The sequence below is a fragment of the Actinomyces sp. HMSC075C01 genome, from assembly GCF_001812965.1.
GTDB classification, from domain to species: domain Bacteria; phylum Actinomycetota; class Actinomycetes; order Actinomycetales; family Actinomycetaceae; genus Actinomyces; species Actinomyces acetigenes.
Map to the genome: position 1 here is coordinate 20,415 of NZ_KV810928.1, position 17,031 is coordinate 37,445.

Below are 17,031 nucleotides of genomic sequence, written 5' to 3' on the forward strand. Positions count from 1 at the left end.
CGTCGCCGTTGGCGGCGGCGGAGGGGCCCGGTCTGCGGGCGCAGCGGGGGCCGGCGCCGCCGCCTGCGATTCGGTGCAGGCTCCCACATGATGGAATTGGGGCGGTGGTGCGGTGGTTCCGGACGGGGTGCTGGGGTTTACTAGGGGAGTGCATGCGACGCAAGGGAAAGGGAGCCGATGACCGAGCACGTTCGTGCTGATGCCGATGCCATCGCGATCCGCGGTGAGGACGGCATCAGGGCCTCGGAGGTCGTTGTCGGTGCGGCCACTGACGTGGGGCGCCTGCGGACGATCAACGAGGATGGCTACCTCGCCATCGCTCCGGCCTTCGTCGTCGTCGACGGGATGGGCGGGCACGCCGCCGGCCGTATGGCCACGCAGGTGGCCCTCGACTCCCTCTACTCGCTGGCCGGGACGATCGTCACCGACGTCGACACGGTGGTTCGCGCGGTGGTGGCCGCGCAGGAGGCGATCATCGCCATCCCGTCCCACGCCGCCTACCTGCCCGGAGCGACGATCGCCGGCGTCATCCTGGCCTGGGTGGTGGACGAGCAGGGGGTGACGCGACCGACCTGGGTCATCTTCAACGTGGGGGACGCCCGGGTCTACCTGCTGCGCGACGACATGCTCTCCCAGGTCACCCGCGACCACTCCCGGGTCCAGATTCTCATCGAGACCGGTGAGCTCACCCCCGAGCAGGCGCGCCGCGACCCCCGCCGCAACATCGTCACCCGGGCGCTGGGCGGAGGTATCGCCGACTCCGGCGTCCCGGACCTCTACACCGTTCCGGTGGCCGCCGGGGACCGGTTCCTGATCTGCTCCGACGGGCTCAGTGACGAGCTCGACGACGAAGCCATCGCCACCGTGCTGGCGGCAGGCTGCACGGCGCAGCGCACGGCCGAGCTCCTCGTGGCCGCCTCCCTGGAGGGCGGAGGGCATGACAACACCACCGCCATCGTCGTCGACTCCCTCCAGGTGCCGGCTCTTCCATCGACGGCGCACACGCCATCCCCCGGTGGCGCGAGCAGTCAGGGGGCGTGGTGACGGACTCCCCGGTTCCCTCCCCCTGCCCGCCACGTGAGCGCGTCCCGCTGCCCGAGGGGCTGACGCGCCTGTCGGACGGCGCTCTGCGGGTCGACGGCGTTGACGGGACCGCCGTCATCAACCCGGCTGCCGGCTGCGAGCCCGGTGGCGTCTCCGTGGAGACCGGCCTGCGGGTCCTGCAGGCCCTGGGTGGCACCTACCTGCCGACGGTGGGGCCGGCGGCCCCGGCGGCCTCGAGCGGGCCCTCCCCTCAGGACGCCGCGCCCTCGCAGGCCGCAGCGCTGCGGCGCCCGGCCCCGCGCTCCATGGCATCGGAGCCCACCGGCATCATCCCGGCCGAGCCCAGTGACGAGACCACGCTGCTCAAGCCGATCTCCCCGGTCTCGGGCTCGCCCCAGGAGACGGCCCCGGAGCCCTTGCAGGTGCCTTCTCCAGCCCCGGCCGATTCTTCCGCCGTGGCCTCTCCCGTCGTGGCCTCTCCTGCCGAGGCTGCTTCTCGTGCCGAATCCGACAGGTCCGCGGACTCGGCTCCCGAGCTGCTGGAGACGGGTGTCTGGGAGGACCCCGACGACCCCTTCGAGCCTCCGGAGCAGCAGCACCCGGAGAACACTGAGGCCACTGCGGAGGGCCTGGACACCGGTGACGTGAGCCCGTTCCCGGACTACCCCGAGCCGGAGCCCGGCTCGGGGCGTCGGCGGCGCGGCGCCCACCGGGCCCCCACCGCCCCCTCGGCGAGCTCGGGCGGCAGTCCGACGGCCAACACTCCCACTGCACCGGACAACTCCAAGAGCAAGCAGCCCCAGCCCGTCCGGGAGCCCCAGCCCTTGGAGGCCCTGCCCGACACGGAGGTCGTCTCCGCCTCCGAGGCGGCGCTGATCGCGGCGCCCCCCGTGCGGGCCTCGATCTGCCCCCAGGGACACGCCAGTCCTCCCGAGCTCCGGGAGTGCCTCATCTGCTCCCAGCCCCTGACGGGAGTGATCTCCTACGTGCGCCGGCCGGCTCTGGCCACGCTGACCCTGTCGACCGGCGCCGCCGTCGAGGTCGCCGGCGACGTCGTCATCGGACGCGCCCCCCAGGTGCAGGCCGGGGGCGATCCGCACATCGTGACCCTGGTCCCGGTGGCCAGCCCGCAGCACATGGTCTCGCGCTCCCACCTCATGCTCATGACCTCGGGGTGGAGCATCCTGGCCCAGGACCTGGGCTCGTCCAACGGCACGGTCCTGGCTCGCCCCGGTGCGACGCCGGTCCTGCTGGGACCGGGAATGCCGACGCCGGTCTTCATGGGGGACCTCATGGACGTCGGCGACGGGGTGACGCTCCGTATTGACCCGCCGTCGTGGCTGAGGTTCCGTAGTGGCTGAGGTCACTGTCCGAGTGGTCGTGCTTCGCCGGTGCGGCTCCGGCTTCTCAGTAAGACTGGACCCGGGTGCCGATCATGAGCCGGGACCGTGGAAGGAGAATTCATGAGCGACCTGACGTGGACAGAGATGCCGGAGGTCAATCCTGAGCAGCCCGACGAGCTCGTCCTGGACTTCTCCGGAGAGATCTACCGGGTCGCTCCGGCCGACGCCTTCGTCATCGGCCGAGGCGGAGACCTCGATATTGACGACAACCCCTACCTCCACCGCCGATTCCTGGTCTTCGCTCACTCCGAGAACCTCTGGTGGATCGCCAACGAGGGGTCGCGGTTATCGGCCACCCTGACCGATGGTGAGGGACTGGTCCAGTCCCGACTGGCCCCGGGCGCCCGCATGCCGCTGGTCTTCCCCCGGGTCATCCTCACCTTCTCCGCCGGCCCGACCACCTACGAGATCAACCTCATCACCTCCGGGGAGGACCGTTTCTCCGGGATCGACGGCGTGCGTCAGTCCTCCGGCCAGACCACCATCGGGGTGACCCCGATGACCCGCTCCCAGCTGCTGCTCGTCCTGGCGCTGTCTGAGCCGGTGCTCAAACGGGCCGGGACCGGGGCCGCCGAGATCCCCTCCTCCGCGGCGGCCGCGGCGCGCCTGGGCTGGCCGCTGACCAAGTTCAACCGCAAGCTCGACAACGTCTGCGAGAAGCTCGACCGGGTGGGGGTGCGCGGGCTGCGCGGCGGCCGTGTGGCCGGAGCCGCCTCCAACCGGCGTACCGCCCTGGTGGAGCACGCCGTGTCCACCCTCATGGTCACCGCCGAGGACCTCTACATGCTTGACGAGGAGCTGGCCGCCAACCAGGCCCCCGCCGACCAGACGGCCGAGCGCTCGGCGAGCACCGCCCCGGTGGCCCAGAGCTCGCCGTCGGCGCCGAGGCGATGACGTGACGCGAGGAGTGATGAGTCGCCGGGGAGACGCGGACTCGCCCCGAGTGGAGAGGGACGTCGTCGAGGAGGAGTTCCCCAACCGGTCGCTCCTCGACGAGGTCCTGGCGGACGATCCCGAGGAGGACGAGCTCTTGGAGAAGGACTCCTCGCAGGAGGAGCTCTCGGACGGTGACCGTCCCCGCCCTGCCCGGCGACGTCACGTGTGGCGGTGGCTGGCGGTCCTGGTGGTGCTCGTCGTCATCATGAGCGCCGGGGCCGTCGGGGCGGAGTACTTCGTGCGCGGGCAGGTCGACGCCGCCGTGCGCTCCGCCCTGCCGGGGCTCAGCCCGGACGCCCGGATCGCCACCAGGGGAATCGTCCTGCCTCAGGTCGTCGGCGGCTCACTGGACAGCCTGAGCGTGGACTCCTCGAGCCTGACGCTCACCTCCAAGGGCCAGAGCAACGCCTCGGTCACGCTCAGCGACGTCGACGTCGATCTGAGCCACATCAGCCTGCACAAGCCTTATCAGACGGACGCCGTGGCGGCGTCGGGCACCATCGGCTGGCAGCAGGTGGCCGAGCTCGCCGCCGCATCGCACCCGAAGCTCAAGGGCGTCACCCTTCAGGCCAAGCGCACGGGGACGAGCACCCAGGATCCGGGGGTCATCCAGGCCTCGATGTCCCTGCTCGGTCTGAGCGGTGAGGCCGAGATCGTCCCGTCGCTGGGTGCCGACGGCAGCCTGGTCCTGACCATCACCTCCACCCGGATGGGTGGGAACAAGCTCGACGTCGACGTCGACACGGGGCAGGACAGCATGCTCAGCTATATCGGGCTGGACTCCCCGCAGATCACGATCCCCGCGAAGTCCCTGCCGCCGGGGCTGCGCCCGACCAGCGCCATCGTCACCAACGACGGGCTCCGGCTGAGCCTGGCCGGGAGCCGGGTGAACCTTGGCCAGCTCTGACCCCGGGGTGGCGACCCCATGACGATTCGTCTCACATTTCCTTCAAAGTGGCGCGAAACCGGTAAAAAGTGGAGGCCTGTCGGGGCTGTGGGGAGGACTTCCCCTCCGCTCGTGCCCCAGGTGGCCCCGGCTCGTATAGCCTGCCAATGCGTTGCCTATCCAGGCGCGAGCACGTGGCGCGAGGAATCAAGCCAGAACTGAGCGAGGAGAACCATGAGCATGCAGCCCGAGCACCGCGCCCAACCCGGCAGTCAGCCGGGTGGCTGGGGTAGTGGCCAGCAGTACGGCCAGTCGACCGGCCAGCCGGCGGCCCGACAGGCCGGTCAGCCCGCCGGCTCCTCCGCGGGGCAGGGCGCTGCGGCCTCGGCGCAGCGGCCGCCCTCGGTCCCTCCTCAGATTGACCCGCAGGCCGCCGGGGCCCGCTCCGTGCCGACCGCATCATCCAGGATGACGGTTCCCGGCTACCCCTCCGGCCCGGCGGCGCCGGCCGAGGAGAAGGTCGACACCGGCCCCCTGCCCTCCCGTGAGACGCTGCGCCGAGAGGCCCGGGCCGCCTCCAGCCGTCGGGGCGCCGGGGACGCCGACGTGGAGCGCGCCGCTGAGCTGCTGAAGTCCGTGGCCAACATCTTCTCCCAGCGCGTGGTCGGTCAGGAGCAGCTGCGCACGGCCCTGGTGACCGCTCTCATGTCCAGTGGTCACATCCTGCTGGAGTCGGTGCCCGGCCTGGCCAAAACCACCGCCGCCCAGACGCTGGCCTCGGCCGTCTCCGGCTCCTTCCGGCGCATCCAGTGCACGCCCGACCTCATGCCCAACGACATCGTGGGCACCCAGATCCTCAACTCCTCCACCGGCGAGATGACCACCCAGCTGGGGCCGGTCCACGCCAACATCGTCCTGCTCGATGAGATCAACCGCTCCAGCGCCAAGACCCAGTCGGCCATGCTCGAGGCCATGCAGGAGCGTCAGACCTCCATCGGCGGCGTCGTCTACCCGCTGCCCCACCCCTTCATGGTCCTGGCCACCCAGAACCCCATCGAGGAGGAGGGCACCTACGTCCTGCCCGAGGCGCAGATGGACCGCTTCCTCATGAAGGAGGTGCTCACCTACCCGCGGCCCTCGGAGGAGGCCGACGTCCTGGACCGCATCTCCAACGGGACCTTCGACCAGCCCGTGACCGGTCGGCCCATCTCCACCGACGACGTCGAGTGGCTTCAGCGGGCCGCCGAGCGGGTCTATGTCGATCCCGTCATCAAGCAGTACATCGTCGCCCTCATCAACACCTCCCGCGGCGGGGGGCCGCGGCCCGTGCCCGGCCTGGACCGGCAGGTGCGCGTGGGGGCCTCCCCCCGTGGCGGCATCGCACTGATGAAGGTGGCCCAGGCCGTCGCCCTCCAGGAGGGACGCACCTACGTCATCCCCGACGACGTCCGCCTGCTGCGCCACGGGGTGCTGCGCCACCGGCTGGTGCTCACCTATGACGCCCTGGCCGACGGAGTCGCGCCCGAGGCGATCATCGACGCCATCTTCGCGGCCGTCCCCACGCCCTGAGCCAGGTGGGACCAGCACAGCGATGAGCACGGAGGTACACGGCGCCCCCGAGGCGCCCGAGTCCGATTCCGGCGAGGGCCGGCGCGGTACGCGGATCGAGCGTCTGCGCGCGGCTCTGAGCCTGCCGACCCTGCGCCGCGCCACAGGGCTGCTCGACGGGCGCCACAAGTCGGTGTTCGTCGGGCGCGGGCAGGACTTCGACGATATGTCCTTCTACCGGCCCGGCGACGACATCTCCGACATCGACTGGAAGTCCTCGGCCCGCCTGGGGCAGCCGGTCATCAAGCGCTACCAGCGCGAGTCCATGATGCCCATGGTGCTGGCCGTGGACACCGGTCGGACCATGGCAGCGATGACCCCCACGGGCGAGGACAAGCGCGACCTGGCCCTGGGAGTGGCGGAGGTCTTCGCCTACCTGGCCCGGATGCGGGGGGACTCGGTGGCGCTCGTGGCCGGTGACGCCGGCCGGATGGTCTCGCGCCCGGCCCGTTCCGGGGCCAAGCACGTGGAGACCCTGCTGGCGCTGCTGGCCCGCACCTTCGAGGACCTCGACGCTCCCGTCGAGGGGGCGCCCGGCGTCTTCGAGCTGGCCCCCGGGGCCCCGCCCTCCAGCCTGCCGCACCTCATGGAGCGGGTGAGCACCTGGCACCGCCGACGCAGCCTGGTCATCCTCATCACCGACACCGCCCACCCCGGTCCCGATGCCGCGACCTGGCTGCGGCGCCTGTCGATCCAGCACGAGATGATCGTCGTCCAGATCGAGGACGACGACCCGCTGCGCCAAGGCGGCGGCCGCGGGCGGGACATCGACCTGCCCTTCGAGATCCCCGCCTTCCTGCGCGCGGACTCCTACCTGGCGGCTCACGCGGCCGTGGTGCGCGAGCAGTGGCGCACCAGCGTCGAGCAGGTGCTCGACGCCCGGCACCTGGAGTACGGCGTCGTCTCCTCCGAGGAGACGCTCATCGACTCCATCGCCGAGCTCCTCCAGCGTGAGCGCGCCGCCGTGGCCAGAGGGAGGCGGTGACCCCATGCAGATCATGCCCCCGGTTCTCATGCCGATATGGATGGTCATCGTCATGGTCGTCGGCCTGCTGCTGGTGACCGCCTGGCTGCTGCGGACCTTCCTGGTGACCCGCCGCGACCTCTCCCAGGAGGTCGGAGACATCCCCATGGCGCCCCGTGAGCGCCGCCAGTGGGGTGAGCGTCTTGGTGAGATCTCCCAGCGCTGGGACGCCGGTGACCTGGACCTGCGCGAGCTGCACCTGGAGCTGGCGGCGTTGCTGCGCGGCTTCGCCGAGGCCCGCAGCGGGGAGGAGATCACTACCGCCACGGTCTCGGAGATCCTCGACATGGCCGCAACTGCCGGGCCGCGCTCGGTGGAGGAGCGGCGACGCAGCGTGCGCGCGGCGGGCCGTCCCCTGGACATCAACCCGCTGGGGCACGTCGGAGAGCTGCTCGCCGTGTGGGAGCAGCCCTCCTTCGACCGTGAGCCGCAGGCCGCCGCGCAGGAGGCCCTCACCCACGCCAGGGAGGTGGTCACCCGATGGTGATGCTCTGGTTATTCATCGTTCTTGTCGTCATCGCCGCCGCGGCCATCATCGCGGTCTTCATCATCGACCGCCGTTCCAGCGGGGACCCCACCGTCAGGGCGCCCAAGCGCTTTAGGGCGCCCTGGAGCCGGCGGGGCGAGGATCAGGCCGTCGAGCTGCCCCGCCGCCTGGCCAACTCGGCGAGCCTGTTCCAGCTGCCAGCAGTGCGCAAGCGCATCCGGGCTCAGCGCTGGCTGCACGCGCTCCTGGCGGTCATGCTGGTCTCGGGCCTGGTGACCGCCGCCGCCATCGCTGGTCGGCCCGTGCGCGTCACCGAGCGCTCCGACGCCCTGGCCAACCGTGACATCGTCCTGTGCCTGGACGTGTCGACGTCGATGGTCAGGATCGACTCCTCGGTCCTGACGACCTTCTCCGAGATCCTGGAGGACTTCGACGGCGAGCGGGTGGGGATCGTGGCCTGGAACTCATCCGCACAGACCATCGTCCCGCTGACGGACGACTACGAGCTGCTGCGTGACCAGCTCACCGAGCTGGGCGACGTGCTGGACATCGACCCGGAGAACGTCACCTACAAGCAGCAGCTCGCCTACCAGGAGGCCTTCGGCGGAACGATCAACAACAGCATCAACGGCTCCTCCCTGGCCGGTGACGGGCTCGCCTCCTGCGCCCAGGCCTTCGACAACCAGGACCTGGATCGCTCCCGCTCCATCATCCTGGCCACCGACAACCAGGTCATCGACCCCGACAACGAGCAGATCTACCCCCTGCCCGACGCCGCCAAGCTCCTGACCGAGCGCAAGATCCGCCTGTTCTCCATCTACGGCGCCGACGAGGACCAGCCCTACCAGAACCTCCTCAACAAGACTCCCGAGGAGTCCCGCGAGGAGCTCAAGACCGTCACCGAGGAGCAGGGCAAGGGGCGCTTCTACGACGTCGAGGACTCCGGCACCGGGGGCCAGATCGTCAAGGAGCTGGAGAAGACCGAGGTCTCTGCGCTCGGGGGTCGCAAGCAGACCCGTCGCACCGACGTCCCCCAGCGGCTCGTCATCACGCTCTCACTGGTGCTTCTGGGCTACCTGGGACTGACTACCTGGAGGCGAGCATGAAGCCGGTTCCGATCTTCGGGGACTTCGCGTTCGTCCCGGTCACCTGGTGGATCCTCGTCCTCCTCGTGGCGGCCGCCCTGACGGGGCTACTCATCGTCTCCCGACGCCGCCTGGTCCGTGACGATGCCGAGCCGGCCGCCCGCCGGGCCTGGTGGAGGCGCCTGGCCATCGTCGTCGTCATCGTGCTGGCACTGGCGGGGCCGGCGATCCGCGGCAGCGAGGCCATCAGCGTCTCCAACGTGGAGATCTACATGGTGGTGGACCGCACCGGCTCCATGGCGGCGGAGGACTACCAGGGCAAGGGGCCCAAGGGCGTCGACCAGTCGGCCTCCACCAGGCTCGACGGCGTGCGCGCGGACATGCGGGCGATCCGCGAGGCCTTCCCGGACTCGCGCTTCTCCATCATCGCCCTGGACAACGCCGCAGCCCGGGAGCTGCCGCTGACTCACGACACCAACGCCGTCGACGCCTGGATCGGCTCCTTCAAGCAGGAGGTCACGAGCCACGCCACCGGCTCCTCGCTGGAGGTGGCGCTTCCACTGCTGGGGCAGACGCTGGCGCAGTCCCGTCAGTCCGACCCCAAGGATATCCGCCTCGTCTACATCTTCTCCGACGGCGAGGCCACCGACGAGGGCCGCGGCGCACAGGTGGCCGACAACGCCGGCATCTCCTGGCAGTCCCTGGACGGCCTGGTCGACGGCGGCGCGGTGCTGGGCTACGGCTCGACCGAGGGCGGCAAGATGCGCAGCTACGACGGCTCGCCGTCCACCGGCGAGCACACCCAGTCCGACTACATCACCGACGGCCAGGGCGGACAGCCAGGGGTGTCGAAGATCGACGCCGATGAGCTCCAGAAGGTGGCCAAGGAGATGGGGCTGCCCTACTACCACCGCACCGGCGGGTCGGGCGACGACCCGACGAGCAAGTTCACCAACCTCGACATTGAGGCCGTCTCCGCCGACGGGCGGGCCAAGACCAACGCCCGGGTATACCTGACCTGGCCACTGGGACTCATCGCCTTCGGTCTGCTGCTGTGGGAGATCCTCGATCTCATGCGAGCCGACCGTCGCCTGCGTCTTCTCATGGGAAGGGGAAGATGATGACGATAGGAAACACCCCCGGCGAGGTCCCCGGGCAGGGCAGCGGCGGGGCGCAGCCCGGTGCCGTCGAGGGAGCGCAGGGTGCCGCCGGCAGCACCCCGGAGCAGGTGCCCGACTACCTGCAGGAGGCGGACCCGAATGACGGGGCCTCCTCACCGGACCCCTCGGCCCCCGAGGACCCCAGGCGGCGCGAGGCCCGTCTCAAGCGGCGCCGTCGGCTCCTGGCGATCGGCGGGGTGCCCGCGGCGCTGGCCACGATCATCTCCCTGTGGCTCGGCTCGATCTTCCTCATCTCCCTGGCCGGAAACCGTGCCGCGGCAGCCGGCCACTACGACACGGCTCTGTCGCGCTACCGCACGGTCGCCAGGATCAACCCCTGGCTGGAGCAGTGGCGCGTCCACTTCAACCTGGGCACCGGTCAGCTCGCCGCGAAGGATCCGACCTCCGCGGTGGCGACCCTCAACCAGGCTCTCAGTGAGGCACCCACCGCCAAGGTCGACTCGAAGACCAAGGCGAAGGAGGCCGGCTCCCCGGAGTGCATGGTGCGCACCAACCTGTACGTCGCCCACCTCACCCTGGCGGCCCAGGCCCAGGAGAGCGGAAGCCCCGCGGCAGTGACCGAGCACATCGAGGCGGCCAAGAAGGCGGCCGATACCTGCGAGGTGCCGCCCCCGCCCGAGCAGAATCCCTCCCCGAGCCCGAACCCCTCGGCCACGCCCAGCAGCGACCCGAGCGCGAGCCCCTCCTCCCAGCCCAGCAGTGACCCGAGCTCCAGTCCGTCCTCGCAGCCCAGCAGTGACCCGAGTGCGAGCCCCTCGTCGTCGGCGTCGAGCTCGCCGGGCGAGACCTCCTCCAGCACCCCGAGCGCCAAGCCGACCCCGACCCCGGTCGACGACCGGGCCAAGCGCCTGCGGGACCGCAACAACGGCAGCCCGGGAACCACTGAGGAGCCCGGAGGCAGTGACAGCAACAAGGGAAAGCCCTGGTGAGCGACTCCGATACGGGCAGGACCTCCCGCCTCGTCGTGGCGGCGGCGGTCCTGGACGACCTGGAGCATGCGACCGCCCTGCTGTGCGCGGCCCGTTCCTACCCGCCTGAGCACGCCGGCCAGTTCGAGCTCCCCGGCGGCAAGGTCGAGCCCGCCGAGCGGCCCGAGCAGGCCCTGGCCCGCGAGCTGGACGAGGAGATCGGCCTGAGCGTCCGCCTGGGACCCGAGCTCGTCGTACCCCGACAGCTGGCGGTTGTGGCGCCACCGGACAGCGGCCCCGGCGACGACACCCCGGCCTGGCCGGCCATGCACGGCTTCAGGATGCGAGTGTGGCTGGCCGAGCCCGCCCGCCCCGGGGACCGGGGCAGAGTCGGAACCGACCACCAACGGTTGGAGTGGGTGCGCCTGGAGCCGCCGGATCAGCTGCGCCGGCTGCCGTGGCTGGAGGCGGACCTGCCGATCATTGACGCGCTCGTGGACGCCCTGGGGCGCTGATGGGCACTGGGATGACGGCGGCGGGGTTGAGACGGGTGGCCCTCCTGCAAGCCGTGGGCTCGAGTATGCCGGCAGTCCCGCGACGCCGGCCCTTCCCAGTTTCTGACACTTCTATCACTCGCGTCATCTCGTAAGTTAGGGTTGCCTCATGCCGAAGATCCTGGGTTCCTCACTGGCCGAGCATCGAGAGCGCACGCGCACCGCCCTGTTCCGGGCGCTGTCCGAGCTCATGAGCCAGCGCAGCTTCGACAAGATCACCCTGTCCGACGTCGCCAACCACGCGGGTGTGGGGCGCACCGCCGTCTACAACCACTTCGCGGACAAGGAGGACCTCCTCCTGGCCTTCATGGAGCACGAGGCCGGCCGCTACGCCGAGGAGCTCTCCCGGGCGCTGGCCGGCACCCAGGACCCGATCGACCGCCTGCGCATCTACGTGCGCCAGCAGGTCCTCATCGCCCGGCACTTCCACTTCCCGACGTCGGGACCGCTGTCCGGGGCGGTCTCGCGCGGGACCGCCGGTCGCCTCAAGGCCCACGGGGCGCTCCTGGCCCAGATGCTCTCCTCGATCCTCACCGACGCCATGGACCAGGGGCTCATCCCCACCCAGGAGCCCGAGCAGGTCATCCCCCTCATCCACGCCACCGTCATGGGCGGGCGTCCGACCCCCACGGATCCGGAGCAGCGCCGGGCCTACCTGGAGAGCCTGGACGTCTTCGTGCTGCGGGCGGTGGGGGCCCGTCAGCCCGCCCACGAGGTTCCGACCATTGCCCAGCCCCACGCCACCGAGCCCCTGGAGGGCGCCGAGGCCCCCGGTTCGCCTCATCACAGCGCGGTCGGCTGACAGCGTGAGCCACGGCCTGCCGCGCAGGTGGGCGGGCCTGGCAGACTTCCGCTCGTGAACCTGAGCTGGACTGACACCTGGAACGACCTGCTGAACCGCGCCTCGAACGTTGTCGGCCTGGATCCCGGCGTGCTGTGGCCGGCGCTGGCGATCCTCCTCATCGTCCTGGCCTGGGCCCCGGCCCGCCGCTGGGGACGCACCCTGGTGACGATCGTCCACGAGGCCGGGCACGCCGCCGTCGGCCTCATGGTGGGGCGGCGCTTCCGCGGATTCGTGGTGAGCCGGGACCTGTCCGGGCACGCCGTGACCGCCGGCAAGCCCACCGGCCCCGGCCGAGTGGCCACCTCCTGGGCCGGCTACCCCGCCCCGGCCGTCCTGGGCGCCGTCGTCGTGCTCCTGGCCCTCAAGGGCTGGGCGAGCGCGGTCCTCCTGCTGGGGCTGGTCCTCCTGGCGGTCCTGCTGGTCATGTCCCGCTCCGTGCGCACGGTCCTGCTGGTCCTGCTCGTGGCCCTCTTGACCGGGGCCCTGTGGTGGTGGGGCGGGCAGTGGCGCGACGGCGTCGTCGCCGGGGTCGGGCTGGCTCTGCTGGTGGGGGCCTGGGACTCCCTGCGCGATGTCGCCGCCTCACGCGACCCGAGCCAGGACCACCGCACCCTGGCCCACCTGACCCGGGTTCCCGCCGGCGTGTGGCTGGCCAGCTGGTTCCTCGTGGACGCGGCGGCCACCGGCGTCGTCGGGCTGGCCCTGCGCGATCTCCTGTGAGGTGAGGGCGGGCCTCGCGTCCGAGCCCGCCGCCGGTATGGCCTACGCTTCCTCCTGGCGACGCGGGGCCGGCAGTGCCCTCCCGCCGTCCCCGCCCGACGTCGCTCACCGTGAGCCCATAGGCGCCGTTGCGACCCCGGGCTCACCCCGCTCCCGGGCACTCCGGGATTCCCTCAAGGAGAACACATGATGCTGTCCCGCAGGACGTTCGCCCTGACCTCTCTGGGGCTGGCCGTCTCAGCCACCCTCGCCGCCTGCTCGTCGAAGTCGAAGGACGGAGCCACCGAGGAGGGCAAGATGGCGCTCATCGTCTCCGATGAGGGCGAGGCCGCCGCGGAGGCTCTGTCCAAGGCGGTGGAGGCATTCACCAAGGACACCAAGGTGGAGGTGGACATCAAGCCCGTCTCCGACGTCTCCCAGGAGCTGGCCCGCGGGATCACCGCCGAGCCGACCATCGACGTCGTCGTCCTCAACCCGGCCCAGCTGTCCAGCTACGCCGGCTCCCTGCACCCCTGGGACAAGGGGTCGGCCGCTGTCAAGGACGCGCACCCCGCGCTGCTGACCAGCGCCACCCGGCAGGAGAAGATCGCCGCGGCGCCCCGGGACGTCTCCACCCTCGCCCTGTACATCAACACCTCGCTGTGGTCGGCCGCGGGCCTGAGCGACTCGGACTACCCGACCACCTGGGAGCAGCTCGACCAGGTGGCCACCAAGCTCACCTCCGGTGGGGTCGTCGGCCTGACCCTCGATGCCTCCTACGCGCGCGTGGGCGCCTTCCTCATCCAGGGCGGTGGGGGCCTGACCAGCGCCGACGGCACGAAGGCCACGGCCTCCTCCGAGGGCTCGGTGGCGGGCCTGACCCAGGTCAAGACGCTCCTGTCCTCCGGCTCGGCCGGATGGGGCGCCGACCTGCCCGCCGGTTCCGCCGCCGACGCCTTCGGCCAGGGGCAGGCCGCCATGGTGATCGAGACCGAGGCCCTGGTCAAGACCCTGGCGGACACCTACTCGGGCGTCTCCTACAAGGTGGTCGAGCTGCCGGCCGGCAGCGGCGGCAAGGGGACCCTGCAGTTCCCGACCTTCTACGGCGTCGTCGAGGCCTCCAAGCACAAGGCCGACGCCATCAAGCTCGTGGAGTACCTCACCGCCGCCGAGCGGCAGGTGGCCCTGGCCGGCGCGGCGGGCACGGTCCCCGCCGGCAAGTCCGCCGGCGAGACCTGGAAGGGAAAGCACGCCGACCAGGCGGCCTTCCTGGCCGGCGTCGAGTACTCCCAGCCCGTGCCCTCCGCCTCCGGCACCTCGGACATCATCGCCAACTTCGACAACGAGCTGCCCGGGCTGGCCGGAGGCGACCCGGCAAGCATCCTGGGCAGCGCCCAGGTGAACCTGCAGGCCGTCCTGTCCTGACCCCGGGGCGCCGTCGGTCCGTGCTGGCCGGCGCTGGCCGACACTGGCCGGCGCCGTCGGGGCCGCGCAGCAACGAACGAGGGCCCGAACCGTGACGGTCCGGGCCCTCGGGCTGGAGCGGGTGACGGGAATCGAACCCGCGCTGTCAGCTTGGGAAGCTGAAGTTCTACCATTGAACTACACCCGCGTGGCACCAGTGGATGTGCGTCCTAGGTGCGTGCGGAAGTCTAACCCAGACTCCGGTCGTCTACGCAAATCGGCCTGCGCAGGGGCCTCGTGGACCGCGCCGGCGACGCCTTCGCCACTACACTTACTCACGGATTCCCTGACGTCTTCATATGTGTGGTGAGTGCATGACTGATCCCTCCAACTCTCACGAGCCCGCTGAGCCGACTGAGCCCGCTGCGAGTCCCGGCCCGGACGCGCCGGCGCTGCCCGCGGGTTCCGCCCCCACGGACTACCCGTCAGGCGGGTACCCGCCCTATGGCGGCCCCTACGGTCCCGGTGCCCAGTCGGGGTATGACCCGCAGTGGGCCTACGCGCCCCCGCCCGGTTACGGCACGCCTCCTGGGTACAGTGCGCCTGCCGGCTACGGTCCCGTCCCCGGCTACGGTCCCCCCGCCTACCCGGGCAAGTCCAAGGTGGCCGCAGGCATTCTGGCGCTGCTCCTCGGAGCCTTCGGAATCCACAACTTCTACCTGGGCTACACGGGCAAGGCGCTCTTCCAGCTCCTGGGCACGCTCTTGACCTGCGGGATCCTGGCCTTTCCGATCGCCATCTGGGCCTTCATCGAGGGCATCCTCATCCTGGTGGCCCGCCCCGGCGAGGCGCCGTGGGGTGTTGACGCCTCCGGCATGCCGCTGAGCAGCTGAGGCGCGGTCCGGGCCTCCCGGATCCCCCAGGGTCGGAGTCCGAGTGACGCCTCCGGGAGGACCTGGCACAATCGGGACCGTGCTGCTCTCAGACCGCGATATCCGCACCGAGCTCGACGCCGGGCGGGTCGTCCTCGACCCCTACGACCCCGAGATGATTCAGCCGGCCTCCATCGACGTGCGCCTGGACCGATGGTTCCGTCTCTTCGACAACCACCGCTACCCGGTCATCGACCCGGCCGCCGACCAGACCGGGCTGACCCACCTGGTCGACGTCGGGGCCGACGAGCCCTTCGTCCTGCACCCCGGGGAGTTCGTCCTGGGGGCCACCTACGAGCGCATCACCCTGCCCGACGACGTCGCCGCCCGCTTGGAGGGCAAGTCGAGCCTGGGGCGCCTGGGGCTGCTGACCCACTCCACCGCCGGATTCATCGACCCGGGCTTCACGGGGCACGTCACCCTGGAGCTGTCCAACACGGCCACGATGCCCATCAAGCTCTGGCCGGGGATGAAGGTGGGACAGTTGTGCTTCTTCCGCCTGTCCAGCCCCGCCCAGGCCCCCTACGGCTCGGGCGCCACCGGCTCGCGCTACCAGGGCCAGCGCGGACCGACGGCCTCCCGCTCCCACCAGTCCTTCCACCGCACCCGCATCCCCGACACCCTGGCGGCCCCCGCCGACGGCGCCGCTCCCATCTCCCAGGAGAAGCACGCATGAGCGACTCGACCGACTTCGCCGTCTCCCTGCCCACCGACACCGGCACCTTCACTGCCGCCTCCATGCTGCCGGTCGGGCTGCTGGACACCAACCACGTCCTGCTCCTGGCTGACGACGTCGCCCCCGACGAGGTCGAGGCCCTGGCCCTGTCCCAGGACATCCAGTCCGGCTGGGTGGGGGTCTCCAGCCTCCAGCTCTTCCCCGGGGTCTCCCTGCTGGGGCCCTGGAAGGTCGACGCCGAGATGCGCGGCCTCCTGGGGGCGCCGGAGTGGACCACCCAGCTGATGATCCTGGACTGCCCCCGCATCCGTGCCGGCGCCCTGCCGGCCGAGCTCGCCGGCCTGGACCCGCTCTCCGATGCCTTCCCCCACGCCCAGCCTACGGGGGCCGAGCTGGTGGCCCTCACCCGCCTGCGCGCCATCGCCCGGCGCCTGGCCGGGGCCCTGCGGCTCATTCCCGGAGGGGACGACGAGAACCCGGTCCTGGTCGAGCCCAGCCCGGAGGTCTCGGCCTCCCTGACCGTCTACGCCCCGGTGTGGCTCGGGCCGGAGGACCTGGTGGCCGTCCTGCAGCCCGTGGCCCCCGAGGTGAGCACCGCGCTGGAGGTCGTTCAGCCTCGCGGCGCCGTCGGGCTGGACGCCATCGACCCCGAGCAGCTGGAGAGTCTCGTTGAGCGCATCGGCCCGGACGTCTTCGAGAAGGCCTGGCGCGGCTCGGAGAAGGTCCGCCAGGACACGATGCGTCAGGAGATCGTCGCCGCCGCCACCGGCAACGTCATCGAGGAGGTGCGTGACGGCTACGCGGTCGTCACCCCGGTCGACCCCGAGCACGAGGGCTGGGGGCGCATCGAGGTGCGTGCCGGTGCCACCGACGGACTGCCTCTGGCCGTGCGCGGTGAGCCGTGGGCGCGTGGGGCGGTCCTGTCCTACGACCTGCGCTGGATCCCCCTGGACCAGGCCGATGCCTACGCCGAAGTGGTCTCCCGCTCCCGGCGCCGCGAGCGCCAGACCGCCCGGGACCTGGTCGAGGAGCTCGCCACCGTCCTGGTGGCCGCCGTCTCCGGGGTGGCCGTGGACGACGACGGATTCCTCGTCTCCCTGGGTGAGGACGCCGAGGAGGCCTGAGAGGTCTCGTCAGGGCGGTGTGGGCGCCGCGCGGCCCCCGGTGAGGCGTTGTCGTGAGACTTCCGGTACTGCACGAGGGCGGGGTGCTGCTGGGTGAGGTTCGGGGGTTCTCCACGCGGGTCGGGCCCTCGTGCAGCACGCACAACCCCTGACCAGTCCACCCCGAGGCTTGTGGAGTAGCCGGCCGGGACGTGGCCGACTGAAACGGGGACTGCGTTTTCCTCCCAGAACGTCCT

Annotated in this window: 17 protein-coding genes and 1 tRNA gene; 17 read left to right on the forward strand and 1 reads right to left on the reverse strand. The window is 71.2% G+C overall.

Features of this window, described 5'->3' with window-relative positions:
- Positions 1-177: 177 nt before the first annotated feature.
- The 14 genes from HMPREF2883_RS00450 to HMPREF2883_RS00515 all read left to right on the forward strand — a co-directional run bounded on the left by HMPREF2883_RS00450 (position 178) and on the right by HMPREF2883_RS00515 (position 14,084).
- On the forward strand, positions 178-1,044 hold the full coding sequence (locus tag HMPREF2883_RS00450; RefSeq protein ID WP_070658162.1) for a PP2C family protein-serine/threonine phosphatase: 867 nt from the start codon (positions 178-180) through the stop codon (positions 1,042-1,044).
- The gene (locus HMPREF2883_RS00455) at positions 1,041-2,405 is read left to right on the forward strand and encodes a hypothetical protein (RefSeq protein WP_070658264.1); all 1,365 of its coding nucleotides are present in this window, start codon (positions 1,041-1,043) and stop codon (positions 2,403-2,405) included. Before HMPREF2883_RS00450 ends, HMPREF2883_RS00455 begins: the two co-directional genes overlap by 4 nt.
- 102 nt (positions 2,406-2,507) lie before the next feature.
- Complete coding sequence (locus HMPREF2883_RS00460; protein WP_070658164.1) at positions 2,508-3,341, forward strand: FHA domain-containing protein; 834 nt, start codon at positions 2,508-2,510, stop codon at positions 3,339-3,341.
- A gap of 16 nt (positions 3,342-3,357) precedes the next feature.
- On the forward strand, positions 3,358-4,290 hold the full coding sequence (locus HMPREF2883_RS00465; RefSeq protein WP_070658165.1) for an LmeA family phospholipid-binding protein: 933 nt from the start codon (positions 3,358-3,360) through the stop codon (positions 4,288-4,290).
- A 213-nt stretch (positions 4,291-4,503) separates the two neighbouring features.
- A complete protein-coding gene (locus tag HMPREF2883_RS00470; RefSeq protein ID WP_070658167.1) occupies positions 4,504-5,838 on the forward strand; it encodes an AAA family ATPase in 1,335 nt (444 codons plus the stop codon).
- A 22-nt stretch (positions 5,839-5,860) separates the two neighbouring features.
- Positions 5,861-6,862, forward strand: coding sequence for a DUF58 domain-containing protein (locus HMPREF2883_RS00475; RefSeq protein ID WP_070658169.1), 1,002 nt, complete (start codon positions 5,861-5,863; stop codon positions 6,860-6,862).
- Between the two features lie 4 nt (positions 6,863-6,866).
- Positions 6,867-7,388, forward strand: coding sequence for an alpha-amylase (locus tag HMPREF2883_RS00480; protein ID WP_070658171.1), 522 nt, complete (start codon positions 6,867-6,869; stop codon positions 7,386-7,388).
- Positions 7,382-8,494 carry a vWA domain-containing protein gene (locus HMPREF2883_RS00485; protein ID WP_070658173.1) on the forward strand — a complete coding sequence of 371 codons (1,113 nt, stop codon included), beginning with the start codon at positions 7,382-7,384 and terminating at the stop codon, positions 8,492-8,494. Before HMPREF2883_RS00480 ends, HMPREF2883_RS00485 begins: the two co-directional genes overlap by 7 nt.
- A complete protein-coding gene (locus HMPREF2883_RS00490; protein ID WP_070658175.1) occupies positions 8,491-9,594 on the forward strand; it encodes a VWA domain-containing protein in 1,104 nt (367 codons plus the stop codon). Before HMPREF2883_RS00485 ends, HMPREF2883_RS00490 begins: the two co-directional genes overlap by 4 nt.
- A complete protein-coding gene (locus HMPREF2883_RS00495) occupies positions 9,594-10,583 on the forward strand; it encodes a hypothetical protein (protein ID WP_256277248.1) in 990 nt (329 codons plus the stop codon). Before HMPREF2883_RS00490 ends, HMPREF2883_RS00495 begins: the two co-directional genes overlap by 1 nt.
- Positions 10,580-11,077 carry an NUDIX domain-containing protein gene (locus HMPREF2883_RS00500; RefSeq protein WP_070658178.1) on the forward strand — a complete coding sequence of 166 codons (498 nt, stop codon included), beginning with the start codon at positions 10,580-10,582 and terminating at the stop codon, positions 11,075-11,077. Before HMPREF2883_RS00495 ends, HMPREF2883_RS00500 begins: the two co-directional genes overlap by 4 nt.
- Before the next feature lie 148 nt (positions 11,078-11,225).
- On the forward strand, positions 11,226-11,918 hold the full coding sequence (locus HMPREF2883_RS00505) for a TetR/AcrR family transcriptional regulator (RefSeq protein ID WP_070658183.1): 693 nt from the start codon (positions 11,226-11,228) through the stop codon (positions 11,916-11,918).
- A 54-nt stretch (positions 11,919-11,972) separates the two neighbouring features.
- Complete coding sequence (locus HMPREF2883_RS00510) at positions 11,973-12,680, forward strand: M50 family metallopeptidase (RefSeq protein WP_070658185.1); 708 nt, start codon at positions 11,973-11,975, stop codon at positions 12,678-12,680.
- A 186-nt stretch (positions 12,681-12,866) separates the two neighbouring features.
- Entirely contained in the window at positions 12,867-14,084 is a 1,218-nt protein-coding gene (locus tag HMPREF2883_RS00515) for a sugar ABC transporter substrate-binding protein (protein WP_070658187.1), read from the forward strand.
- 113 nt (positions 14,085-14,197) lie between these two features.
- Here HMPREF2883_RS00515 and HMPREF2883_RS00520 read toward each other — a convergent pair.
- A tRNA-Gly gene (locus tag HMPREF2883_RS00520) sits at positions 14,198-14,271 on the reverse strand.
- Positions 14,272-14,437: 166 nt separating this feature from the next.
- Between HMPREF2883_RS00520 and HMPREF2883_RS15355 the strand changes: the two genes are divergently transcribed.
- The 3 genes from HMPREF2883_RS15355 (at position 14,438) to HMPREF2883_RS00535 (ending at position 16,795) form a co-directional block, all read left to right on the forward strand.
- Positions 14,438-14,956 (forward strand): TM2 domain-containing protein, encoded by a 519-nt coding sequence (locus HMPREF2883_RS15355; RefSeq protein WP_256277249.1) that lies wholly within the window; start codon positions 14,438-14,440, stop codon positions 14,954-14,956.
- A gap of 79 nt (positions 14,957-15,035) precedes the next feature.
- On the forward strand, positions 15,036-15,671 hold the full coding sequence (dcd, locus tag HMPREF2883_RS00530) for a dCTP deaminase (protein WP_070658189.1): 636 nt from the start codon (positions 15,036-15,038) through the stop codon (positions 15,669-15,671).
- Positions 15,668-16,795, forward strand: a complete 1,128-nt coding sequence (locus tag HMPREF2883_RS00535) for a hypothetical protein (protein ID WP_070658191.1) — start codon at positions 15,668-15,670, stop codon at positions 16,793-16,795. Before dcd ends, HMPREF2883_RS00535 begins: the two co-directional genes overlap by 4 nt.
- Positions 16,796-17,031 lie beyond the last annotated feature (236 nt).

Coding starts and splice junctions, on each gene's coding strand:
- HMPREF2883_RS00475 (WP_070658169.1), top strand. CDS start 5,861: ATGAGCACGGAGGTACACGGCGCCCCCGAGGCGCCCGAGTCCGATTCC.
- HMPREF2883_RS00485 (WP_070658173.1), top strand. CDS start 7,382: ATGGTGATGCTCTGGTTATTCATCGTTCTTGTCGTCATCGCCGCCGCG.
- HMPREF2883_RS00515 (WP_070658187.1), top strand. CDS start 12,867: ATGATGCTGTCCCGCAGGACGTTCGCCCTGACCTCTCTGGGGCTGGCC.
- HMPREF2883_RS00450 (WP_070658162.1), top strand. CDS start 178: ATGACCGAGCACGTTCGTGCTGATGCCGATGCCATCGCGATCCGCGGT.
- HMPREF2883_RS00490 (WP_070658175.1), top strand. CDS start 8,491: ATGAAGCCGGTTCCGATCTTCGGGGACTTCGCGTTCGTCCCGGTCACC.
- HMPREF2883_RS00495 (WP_256277248.1), top strand. CDS start 9,594: ATGACGATAGGAAACACCCCCGGCGAGGTCCCCGGGCAGGGCAGCGGC.
- HMPREF2883_RS00470 (WP_070658167.1), top strand. CDS start 4,504: ATGAGCATGCAGCCCGAGCACCGCGCCCAACCCGGCAGTCAGCCGGGT.
- HMPREF2883_RS00480 (WP_070658171.1), top strand. CDS start 6,867: ATGCAGATCATGCCCCCGGTTCTCATGCCGATATGGATGGTCATCGTC.
- HMPREF2883_RS00535 (WP_070658191.1), top strand. CDS start 15,668: ATGAGCGACTCGACCGACTTCGCCGTCTCCCTGCCCACCGACACCGGC.
- HMPREF2883_RS00465 (WP_070658165.1), top strand. CDS start 3,358: ATGAGTCGCCGGGGAGACGCGGACTCGCCCCGAGTGGAGAGGGACGTC.
- HMPREF2883_RS00460 (WP_070658164.1), top strand. CDS start 2,508: ATGAGCGACCTGACGTGGACAGAGATGCCGGAGGTCAATCCTGAGCAG.
- HMPREF2883_RS15355 (WP_256277249.1), top strand. CDS start 14,438: ATGACTGATCCCTCCAACTCTCACGAGCCCGCTGAGCCGACTGAGCCC.
- HMPREF2883_RS00505 (WP_070658183.1), top strand. CDS start 11,226: ATGCCGAAGATCCTGGGTTCCTCACTGGCCGAGCATCGAGAGCGCACG.